The 9,507-nt window shown below is 43.0% G+C and carries 11 protein-coding genes and 1 pseudogene; 2 read left to right on the top strand and 10 right to left on the bottom strand.

Annotated features, from left to right (window positions below):
• Positions 1 to 41 precede the first annotated feature (41 nt).
• The gene (locus tag AB6D80_RS17805) at positions 42 to 506 is read left to right on the top strand and encodes a DUF1566 domain-containing protein (protein ID WP_339385035.1); all 465 of its coding nucleotides are present in this window, start codon (positions 42 to 44) and stop codon (positions 504 to 506) included.
• 585 nt (positions 507 to 1,091) lie between these two features.
• Here AB6D80_RS17805 and AB6D80_RS17800 read toward each other — a convergent pair.
• Positions 1,092 to 1,985, bottom strand: coding sequence for a dihydrodipicolinate synthase family protein (locus tag AB6D80_RS17800; protein WP_017100374.1), 894 nt, complete (start codon positions 1,983 to 1,985; stop codon positions 1,092 to 1,094).
• Between the two features lie 235 nt (positions 1,986 to 2,220).
• On the opposite strand from AB6D80_RS17800, the pseudogene AB6D80_RS17795 reads away from it, so the two are divergent.
• A pseudogene (locus AB6D80_RS17795) lies at positions 2,221 to 2,399 on the top strand (IS256 family transposase); the annotation flags it as partial.
• A gap of 9 nt (positions 2,400 to 2,408) precedes the next feature.
• Here the strand turns inward: AB6D80_RS17795 and AB6D80_RS17790 are convergent.
• The 9 genes from AB6D80_RS17790 to AB6D80_RS17750 all read right to left on the bottom strand — a co-directional run bounded on the left by AB6D80_RS17790 (position 2,409) and on the right by AB6D80_RS17750 (position 9,396).
• A complete protein-coding gene (locus tag AB6D80_RS17790; protein WP_017100375.1) occupies positions 2,409 to 3,341 on the bottom strand; it encodes a RimK family alpha-L-glutamate ligase in 933 nt (310 codons plus the stop codon).
• Between the two features lie 16 nt (positions 3,342 to 3,357).
• Complete coding sequence (locus AB6D80_RS17785; protein WP_017100376.1) at positions 3,358 to 4,098, bottom strand: SDR family NAD(P)-dependent oxidoreductase; 741 nt, start codon at positions 4,096 to 4,098, stop codon at positions 3,358 to 3,360.
• Between the two features lie 9 nt (positions 4,099 to 4,107).
• Positions 4,108 to 5,277 carry an MFS transporter gene (locus AB6D80_RS17780; RefSeq protein ID WP_372189174.1) on the bottom strand — a complete coding sequence of 390 codons (1,170 nt, stop codon included), beginning with the start codon at positions 5,275 to 5,277 and terminating at the stop codon, positions 4,108 to 4,110.
• A gap of 88 nt (positions 5,278 to 5,365) precedes the next feature.
• On the bottom strand, positions 5,366 to 6,355 hold the full coding sequence (gene cysK / locus AB6D80_RS17775) for a cysteine synthase A (RefSeq protein WP_017100378.1): 990 nt from the start codon (positions 6,353 to 6,355) through the stop codon (positions 5,366 to 5,368).
• A gap of 20 nt (positions 6,356 to 6,375) precedes the next feature.
• Entirely contained in the window at positions 6,376 to 6,945 is a 570-nt protein-coding gene (locus AB6D80_RS17770; RefSeq protein ID WP_240798337.1) for a YqcI/YcgG family protein, read from the bottom strand.
• A gap of 49 nt (positions 6,946 to 6,994) precedes the next feature.
• Positions 6,995 to 7,150 (bottom strand): hypothetical protein, encoded by a 156-nt coding sequence (locus AB6D80_RS17765; RefSeq protein ID WP_017100380.1) that lies wholly within the window; start codon positions 7,148 to 7,150, stop codon positions 6,995 to 6,997.
• The gene (locus AB6D80_RS17760; protein WP_017100381.1) at positions 7,131 to 7,925 is read right to left on the bottom strand and encodes an arginase family protein; all 795 of its coding nucleotides are present in this window, start codon (positions 7,923 to 7,925) and stop codon (positions 7,131 to 7,133) included. The genes AB6D80_RS17765 and AB6D80_RS17760 overlap by 20 nt, the downstream gene beginning before the upstream one ends.
• 956 nt (positions 7,926 to 8,881) lie before the next feature.
• Positions 8,882 to 9,100, bottom strand: coding sequence for a hypothetical protein (locus AB6D80_RS17755; protein ID WP_139137543.1), 219 nt, complete (start codon positions 9,098 to 9,100; stop codon positions 8,882 to 8,884).
• A 185-nt stretch (positions 9,101 to 9,285) separates the two neighbouring features.
• Positions 9,286 to 9,396 carry a hypothetical protein gene (locus AB6D80_RS17750; RefSeq protein ID WP_371695879.1) on the bottom strand — a complete coding sequence of 37 codons (111 nt, stop codon included), beginning with the start codon at positions 9,394 to 9,396 and terminating at the stop codon, positions 9,286 to 9,288.
• Positions 9,397 to 9,507 lie beyond the last annotated feature (111 nt).

Genomic DNA, 9,507 nt, shown 5'->3' with positions numbered 1-9,507 from the left:
CGACGGTTGAGGCTTTCCTAGACGGAGTCACCAGTAACACAGTGGACGTGGAGGTCTATGCATGTAGGAGTACGGGAGCTTCATGTCTTGACATCTTCGATACTGGTAGTGGGAAATTGTTTACAAATTCACCATCCAAAACGTTCCTAGATAGTAGAGGAGGCAGTACAAATAAAGGTTTTACACAAGAAATAGGAACTTCAGGTCCTACTGGGGATTTCTATATTTTCGATTGGAATAACGCAGATTCATTGTGTGACACATATAATTCCAAGAGTATTGCAGGACGAACCAACTGGCGTTTAGCTACTGTGAATGAGTTAAGGGGACTATTCAACACAAATGGAAATATGTTTACTGCTCGTGGCTGGGCAGTCAGGATAAATTACTGGACATCAACGTCTCGTGGTCCGGGCTATGCCAATATATCTCTCAGAAATGGTCACTCTGGGCTCACTATGCCGAGCGACGACTATCTTTACGCATCGTGTGTCTCTGTTCCTTAGCGGCAAACGTCTGAGTCTTAGATTTCTCTCTCAAAACCACCTACCTCGGTAGGTGGTTATATTAGTGATTTTAATAAAGTGCTTGGCAGGTACTTTAATACATTAGTTAGTTATCAAGATAAAACCTAGGCAGATAGATATTGAGATGAACTGGTAGTCTTCTTCGATGAAATAACCTACCAGAAGTGCCGAAGTATATTGATGATGTCAGCTAACTTAAATATCTTGGTTATACCTATTATTGGTATTGTTTCTGGATATTACCTTCTAAAAGAGGGTGTTTTAGGTTTTGACTTATTAGGTATAAGTTTTTTGTTGTCGGCAATTGCCATCTGTAGTGGATAAGGGCATTTGGCCAACAACATGCAGGGTGGTCGTATGGTTGTAATACTAGAAGTAATCCGCAAAGTCAGGATGTTCTATGGTTCGTAACTCAGAAGTGTCCAGCTTCGTGCTGACAGGGTAGATCACATTTTACCCGTGGCAGCTAGATTAGTAAAAACACTGACACGGTTTTGGTCCAAAGCTTGCCATCTTGATTTTGGGTCGAAAAATCCCGTAAGAAATTTCACTCTACATATAGTGTTAAGCGAGATCTAACTCTGAGATAATTTCTTGCAGAATGAGCTTGGATTCACTATCTAATCCTGTCAAAGGGGTTGGTAAACATGGGGATTCAGCATAGCCTAATATTTCTGCCGCACTGACCATCACCCTCATGGCACCGAGATTATCTGAGAACAATTGCCACAGTCTGTCATATCTTAGAGAGAGTTCTTTCGCTTGCGCAGGGGAAGAAATTTTGGCTTGCTTAAATAAGTATAGAGCGGTGAGTGGGAACAAACCTGCTAGGACGGAATACCAAACGTCACATCCTGCTTGAATGCCATTTGAAGCGAATACGTCACCACTAACTCCAATCGTTACATTGCCTGGCAGTAGTTTTCTGAGAGCTTGAACTCGGCATCCACCCTGATCTTCAAATTGCGCACCAGGGAACTTTATTGACTGCACCATTTTTAGCTTTGCAATCTCAGCATGGAGTTCGTGACTAAAGGTAAAATGGGTAGCAGCTGGGTTGTCGTATACACAGATAGGTACCGAAACGCTCTCCGATACACGTCGATAGAGTTCATAGACTTCTTCATCGAATAACCGATGATAAGAAATAGGCGCGAGTAAAAGACCTTTTACGCCGAGCTGCTCTGCTTGCTCAGCATTAGCAAGCACATCCCTTAATCGTAGCGACCCGATGCCAGCCAAGACAGGAATTTCTCCTGCCATTTCAACTGCTGTAGCAATCGCGTTATGTTTCTCTGATGCGTTTAAATACGGATATAAACCTGTTGACCCTAAGGCACATATAGAATCAACCCTTGCGTTAATTAAACGGCCAAGAATCTGACTATAAGCGGTCACGTCGATTCGTTCATCCGACATCGGGGTGATCGGGAAAGCACTGATTCCTTTAAATATCATAGATAAATTCCTTTCATTATGTGTGTTTACCGAGTGTTATGCGACCATAATGAGCCTATCGCAAATACATTAAACAGGATGGTAAAGATAGACAATGATCTGCACAGCCAAGACTGGACACCAAATTAAGTGACTTTCCATACCTGTAGTTATTCATGACTTTCTAATTTAGCAAAGGTACTGATTTATTTTTGTCCAGAAACTTCATAGGCTAAATTTTTATCCGTCACTTTTTATCTCGAAAGCCGTCAACAAAAGTAAGCTATTCCCAACGGATGAAGTGGCAGGGAAGACGATCTTCTTAGCGATCCAGGATGTCTCCGTACAATGGACGATGCCCATATAAGCAAATGGCGACAAGTTCTGAACCGCTTTATAATTATGTTCGAAGACCGATTAACTGCTTATAGGTAACCAGGGCAGTTACAAAGAATCCTTTATATATACAGGCTTTGGGGCTTTATCAATAATCGACTGCACAAATATATCAACGCATTCAGGCGTAAGTGGTAGGCTTAGTGATGGTTCGGTTATCTCAAGTTCCAGCAGCAGCGGCCGACCATTTTTACCTTCAATGAAGTCTAATCTCGCGTACAGAAGTGGTTGAGAAAGACCAAGATTGCTTTGTACTAACCTCAATATACGCTTCGCCAACGCCTTCTCTTCACTATTCGCTTCTTTTAGCTTGCGAAATTCCATGTCCGGCGTTTTAGTCTCACCACGTTGTGCGAGCAAAGGTTCCTTCTTAATCGCATGTGAGTACGTATGATCAAAGTAAATCATGTTCGTTTCACCATGCTCTTCAATCGTATGTAGGTATGGTTGAATAATGACGCCCTTACCTAGTCCTAATAGGTAACGCACATGCTGAGTTATTTTGTCTAAATCTTCGATGGACAGACGAATGACACCGAATGAATAGGCACCAACTGTTGGTTTAATCACGACTTCGTGAACTTTCCAGTAGTTATCTTGAAGATTAGCAACGGCTGCTTGAATCTCAGTTTCTGAGTAGATGATTTCTGTCGGGACAATTGGGACACCCTGCTTCTCGAGTTGTTTCAAATAACTCTTGTCTGAGTTCCATCTGATCACCGATAGAGGATTGAGCAGTACTGAACAATTTTCAACTTGTTGGCAAAATTCAATGAATGGCTCAATTTTCTCCATATAGGTCCACGGTGAGCGCAGGACAACCACATCATACATAGCCCAATCGTGGTTGGGGCTATCCCAAAATATCACATCAACTTCCACGTCAGTACGCTTAAAAGCGTCCAGAATATAAGGCATATCATAGTCGACAGCTAGGCTATCACTATCTGAGACTAAAGCGACTTTCTTTGTTGCGAGCATTTAACTATTCCTTTTACTACCAGGGAAGAAGGGATTCCATGTGAATAAACTGACCACTCACTAAGCTGTCAGCATCAAGTGCCACTTTTATCGCTGTGAGGGCTCCTTCTTTTGGGGTTAACATCCCATCGCCATCGTTTAAGTCGGTCTTTGTATAGCCGGGATGGATGCTATTTACCGTTATCGAGGTATCTCGAAGCTCATAGGCGAGGTGAGCAGTCCAAGAATTGAGGGCACTTTTTGAGGCACTGTACGCTGGTAGAGATTTAAATTCATCCGTGTATGCGTATGATTTGGTGTCACTATGTAACGTCACCGATCCCAATAAGCTCGATACATTGAGGATTTTTCCTTTCATTGAGCGCTTGAGTAAAGGTAAAAAGCTGCGGGTTACGTTTACCGTACCAAACAAATTTGTATTGAACGTTTCAAACCATTTTATGAGTGGTTGTTCAGACGGCGGTGTGCCATATTCTTCAACCCTTATTGCTGCGTTGTTTATAAGTATATCGACCTTACCAAACAAGGTTTCAACGATATGGACGGCTTCTTTGATAGATTTGTCGTCGGTAATGTCCATACATAAGCAATAGACTTCGATACCTTGGAGGTTCAGGTTAGCAGCAGCCTCTTTAATTGCTGCTGCTTTTCTACCAGCAAGCAGTACCTTATGACCTTGCTTGCCAAGTTCTGCTGCAATTTCAAAACCGATCCCTCTGTTTGCTCCTGTAATGAGCGAAATCTGTGAGTCTGACATTCAGCCTTCCTAGCTCTTAACTTTCATAAAGTGAGTTTGTTTCTTCCCTTCTATCAACTTTCCGACGACAATAATGAAACAAAGAGCCAGTAGAAGTGTTAGAAAACTGAGTATCGCCATCCAGTTACCGAAGCGCTGCGCTATGAATCCGGACGTAATTACAGGTATCGAAAATCCGACATAAGAATAGATGTACATGCCAGCCGTAGAGCTTGCCTTGTCGATGTTATGGTTACTCGTAAACTTAAGTAGCCCCGCCATATATGTGAAACCATAACTTGAAAGGCTAGTGCAACTGGCTCCGAAAAGAATGATCGTGATAGATTCATGATAGTAGCCAAGTGCTATGAGGCTAAACCCAAATACCGTAAAGAAACATCCCAATATTAGGCTTGAGTTTGGGTGCAAGCGTTTAGCAATGTGTTGAGTCAAAAAACCAGTGCAAATAGATAGGAAAACCATTAAGCCAGTCCAATCGCTTAAACCCATCTCATTGAGAAGTATTGGTACGATTGCGATGACCATACCCGTTGTAGCCCAAGCTAACATCATGCCTAAACCATACGACCACGTGTTGGTGGGGAAGCAAGGCAATGTAATGAGTTTGAGATTTGGTTTTATGGTTTGGTTGCTCGGCAATCGAACCAGCAACAACAACAAAGAAACGAGTAGAAATAGACTGAGGTAACTGTATGGCAGCACTGTCATGCCAGCTACGTTTAGGCTCACACTTGTCGCAAGTGCACCACTACCAAACCCCAACGACGTAGACGCGGCCACTAGCAACGTACCAAATTTTTGTTCTCGTTCATCAATAAGGTCGTATATATACGCTGAGACTGAGGTTGTGGTTAAGGCGGTAGCAACACCCAATAGCAGTCTTGCGACAAATAACGAGGTCCAATTTGGCTGAATGACGAGCAATGCCGTTGCCCCCGCACTTAACAATAGTGCAAGGAATATGGGTTGCTTCCTACCTACTTTATTTGAAATACCCCCTAGCATTAATAGAGTAGGCAATAGACCCAATACATAGGCAGCAAAGGCGATGGCGACCGCCGCGGGGCCCATGTTACTGTTTTCGGCATAAACACTGTAAAGAGGTGCTTGAAGGTTTACAGAGTAGGTCACACAGAACATGACCAACGCCAACACACTTAATGAAATTCGTTTTTCCATACGAGTATTCCTTTCGTTGATAATTATCGTTGATAGCGTTTACATGTCACGTGTACTATTAACATAAATCCAGTATTTAGAGGGTGAACTATGCATTACATTCAGCTGTTATAGACTCTTCGCTCCAAGTTGTAATAAAAGGGTCCGTTTCTTCATTACCAAGTTGATCAAACAACTCAGTAGACAAATATCTTTCTCCTGTATCTGGTGCCATTGCCAATATCACGCTTCCTTTAGATGCAGATTTAGCCACTTCTAAAGCTGTAGCTACCGTTGCCCCGGCAGAGATACCAACAAGAATGCCTTCGTGACGAGCTAAGTCACGTGCCGTCGTGATCCCCAAATTTCCATCAACAGTGACAAGGTTATCCACCACACTCTTATCCAGCACACTTGGTATGAAATCTGGGGTCCAACCTTGGATGGGGTGAACTTTCCATTGGTCCTTTGCGAGGATCTGAGCACCTTTAGGTTCTGGGACGACAATTTCAACCTCCGGTCGTGCCACCTTCAGCATCTGTCCAATACCCGTAAGAGTTCCGCTTGTACCAAAGCCTGTGACAAAGTAATCCAAACGCTTACCAGAAAAATCACTGAGTATCTCACTTGCTGTCGTTTCACGATGATAAGCAGGGTTAGCTGGATTATCGAACTGGCGGGGTCTGAACCATCCATTCTGAGCTGCAAGCTGGTCGGCAATTCGATTACCGCCGCTACTACCTTGTTCACTTGGGAACAAGATGACTTCACCACCGTAAGCGCGAATTAGCTTCCTGCGTTCTAGCGAATATCCATCCCCCATTACGGCGATAAATTTGTATCCTCTGGCTGCGGCAACCATGGCCAAGGCAATTCCAACATTACCTGAAGTGCATTCAATAATTGTGTCGTCTTTCTTGAGCAAACCTTTTGTTTCAGCGTCTAACACGATTGAGAGTGCAAGCCTATCTTTGACTGAACCAGCTGGGTTGAAAGACTCCACTTTGACATAAACCTCGACTCCCTTTGGAGCAAGATTGTTTAGTTTGACAATTGGAGTGCATCCAACAGTTTCTGTTATTGAGTTATATAAAGGCATCTACGTTCTCTCGTTAGTTTTTATTTGAAGGGACACAGTCTTGGTCGTTTCACACTAGCTTCTTGCAACTGATACTGACGCCATTCGAGGTTTTCTTCTTCTCCATAAAACCCCAACTCAGTTGGCATCACTCCGTTGTTGTATTTTTTGACACGATTTCGAATACGCTCTCGAGCCTGCCTGCCACCTTTCGTTTCACCATTAGCGACCATGTCAAAGACCTCCCTTGCGTTAATCACAAAATTAAGGCGTGAGCCGAGATTCCGATTTCTAAGCACTTGATGCTTGTCTGAGCTCATGTTGATAAACAGTTCGACACCATTAAAGCAGTATGTCCATTTAGATGCCTCGGGGTCGATAGGTATATGCCTAGGCCATTGAGCGACATCGTGCTCATGCGTCCAATTTAAGACTTCCCAACCAAGCTTGTGCGGTGCCATTGAAAGTGAAAGGTCCGGAGAAAAAAACACCACTAATGGCGAGAACATACGCTTATTAACTGGAGTGGAATTCAACATGTCCGTATAAGCAATCAGTCCATGCAAAAACGGGTAGTAAGTGTTGTGTTCATCCGACTCACAAAACAGCACTTGGATAGTCTTAGAGTTCCACGCTCTGCGGCTAAACAGGCAAGGGAACTCAGGGGGCGCTGACTCTCTTACTGAATTCTTCCCACGCTTCCTTCTTCCAGTTTGAAAACTGATTCAGTTCTTGCAACAGTTCTGCATGTGTATACAAGGTTTTATGTTGCTCATTAGGCGCAAGAGCCGCAGGGTTAGTTTTGATGATTTCCATGACTTAAACTCTTATTTTTTTTGAATAGCGCATCCACGGCTTGAATGATGAGATCTAGTCCTTCTGTATTGGCTACTGACGAGTGGCTATCTGCACAGAACTCAGCAAGTTCTAAGCCCATAATTTGGTTGTTAGGAAGTGACTCGAATAGATCCAATAATTGGGCGACTTTCAAGCCTCCCTCGACTTTGAAGTCAGCGGAAATCTGCCCCGGGTCCATAACGTCCCAATCCACATGAACCCAGACTTTGGAATCACCAATGAATTTGATGACTGACTCTGGCGTCAGAGTTGAAGGGGGAAAGTGCATGAGACCTGCATTATTAACGTTGTTAAGTTCTTTTTCATCGATGTCATGTACGCCAATTAAAGCAACATTATTAGGTTTAACTCCCGCGCCAAAACCGCTATCCCACAGGCCGCATGTAGCAGCCAATACCATCCCGCCGAGATAACCGGTTTCTGTCGTTTCAGGGGTATTAAAGTCACTGTGTGCATCGATCCATAGGACCTTTATGTCAGGAAAAGTCGATGCAACAACGGGCAGTGTCGCTAAGCTCGCTGAGCAGGTATTTGATGCAAATAGGACAGGGCTATCGCCAGTGGCTAGTAAATGGGAGATTTTTGTCTGCAACAGAGCGAGGGTCTTTCGAGATTCCTGGAGTGCAACACTCCAATCATCCGATTTCGTAGGCGATCGTTGCCCTACGTAGTTAGGTGTAATGTCATAATATAGAGCAAGTTTATTTGCTGTGAGCTTTGCGCCCTCGAGCATACGATCTGCTCTGTCCGCGACACGTCCTTGAGAGCAGAGTATTTGAAAAGGCATTTAGAAAGACGTCAATATATTAAAAATGAAGTCTTTTTATAGCTCAGCTAGATAAATATAAAAAAATAATAATGATTATTTATTATCAAAATAACTTTCAATATTAATTGAATTAATAAAACCCCATATATTATAAGGGTTTTTATTGACTTTCCGTATTCTCGTTTTAACGTGTTGTAGGTGAGTAAATTTGGCCACTAGGCTAGAGGTTTTACAAGACCTTAAATAATTCATGAAATATTAATTTAATAAAACGTGTAACTCAGAAATGTCCGTGCGACCTGAAGTCGTATGAAACGTTGTTCACCACGAAGGGTGAACCATCTGTACTACCAGATGCCCCTAGGAGCCTGAATAAAGAAGCGGCTCTGACAATGTAACGAAGCTTGGTTGTTGACTGAGCTGGAAGAATCGTTAGAGGACGTTCCTCCTGACAACCACAAGTCGGGTGAGTGCTAGGGGGGCAATATGATGAATATAATGAATCCATTTAAGGCGCGTTATATGATGAAGCAGCGGAAGTGGTTAATACGCTGTAGCCAAAAGGCAACGAGAGTCGGGAAGAGATTGGACATTACTCTTTCGTGGTCATTGCACTCTCCGCACCATTGTGGGCATCTAAGTTGACATTTTATGCGGCATACGGAACAGGGCAAGCCTGTATATCTCCCTATGGGAAAGCAGCCTGTAAAGGTTGCCGATAGGTATGCAGGTAAAGGAGGTTAGAAAAAGCGAATGCTACTTTGTAATGAAGTAGATACAGGTTATATCTGGCGCGAAAGCGAGCTGACTTCTAACTGGTCTCCCGTTGCGAGATAGCTTGAAGAACTTTATTAAAGAAGAAAAACAAATGATGATTTCGAATAAAATCAGTGCGTCTTCTGACAGCGAACCGTGGTTTCTTATTCATTAAATGGCCATTGGGGCAGTTTTAAAGCTTTAAGTGTGTATCGCAAAGGTAATTTTGTTACTGGGTGCTTAACGATGCCTTTGTGGAGGCTTGAGCCGTATGCAGTGAAAGTTGCACGTACGGTTCTGAGGAGGGAGGCATCTGGGAACAGGTGCCGCCTATCCGACAGAGGCGTTTTAGCGATAATCGCCGTTAACTGTAATTTCGTCATTTTTAGCCTGTATTCTGGAGTTAAAGTGCTCCTGGATAAGAGTAACTTGGCGTTCATGTAAAAACAGTGTGTTCAAATCTACACCCCTTTCAAGAGGGGCGTTTTTCATCGATAATTTAGGCTCTTAGCGAAAACAAATAGTAATCGGGAAGTATTCCAAAAAATGCCCCTGTATTTTCAATTTTTCACCACACAGCCAAGTTAAAAGATTTTCGCTTCTTAAGCTCAATAAGCCATGAACCAAAATATTTTTCGACCGACTTATCTTTCCATAAAATTGACCTTGCGGCATGGATAAATAGCGTTCTCAGTTCTTTATTTCCTCTTTTTGATATTCCAAGTAGCGTTAACTGGCTTTGTTGCGTAATTCAATGGAACTAAATCAAGAACCTACGATCTGATCAGCT

Source organism: Vibrio sp. 10N.247.310.17 (assembly GCF_041466605.1).
Classification (GTDB): Bacteria; Pseudomonadota; Gammaproteobacteria; order Enterobacterales; family Vibrionaceae; genus Vibrio; species Vibrio tasmaniensis_A.
This window is presented reverse-complemented; position numbering and strand designations above follow the sequence as displayed.

What these genes read in the sequence shown, in the direction of transcription:
- AB6D80_RS17765 (WP_017100380.1), bottom strand. Translation starts at nt 7,150, where the DNA reads ATGGAAATCATCAAAACTAACCCTGCGGCTCTTGCGCCTAATGAGCAA.
- AB6D80_RS17760 (WP_017100381.1), bottom strand. Translation starts at nt 7,925, where the DNA reads ATGCTCGAGGGCGCAAAGCTCACAGCAAATAAACTTGCTCTATATTAT.
- AB6D80_RS17785 (WP_017100376.1), bottom strand. Translation starts at nt 4,098, where the DNA reads ATGTCAGACTCACAGATTTCGCTCATTACAGGAGCAAACAGAGGGATC.
- AB6D80_RS17800 (WP_017100374.1), bottom strand. Translation starts at nt 1,985, where the DNA reads ATGATATTTAAAGGAATCAGTGCTTTCCCGATCACCCCGATGTCGGAT.
- AB6D80_RS17790 (WP_017100375.1), bottom strand. Translation starts at nt 3,341, where the DNA reads ATGCTCGCAACAAAGAAAGTCGCTTTAGTCTCAGATAGTGATAGCCTA.
- AB6D80_RS17755 (WP_139137543.1), bottom strand. Translation starts at nt 9,100, where the DNA reads ATGACGAAATTACAGTTAACGGCGATTATCGCTAAAACGCCTCTGTCG.
- AB6D80_RS17780 (WP_372189174.1), bottom strand. Translation starts at nt 5,277, where the DNA reads ATGGAAAAACGAATTTCATTAAGTGTGTTGGCGTTGGTCATGTTCTGT.
- cysK (WP_017100378.1), bottom strand. Translation starts at nt 6,355, where the DNA reads ATGCCTTTATATAACTCAATAACAGAAACTGTTGGATGCACTCCAATT.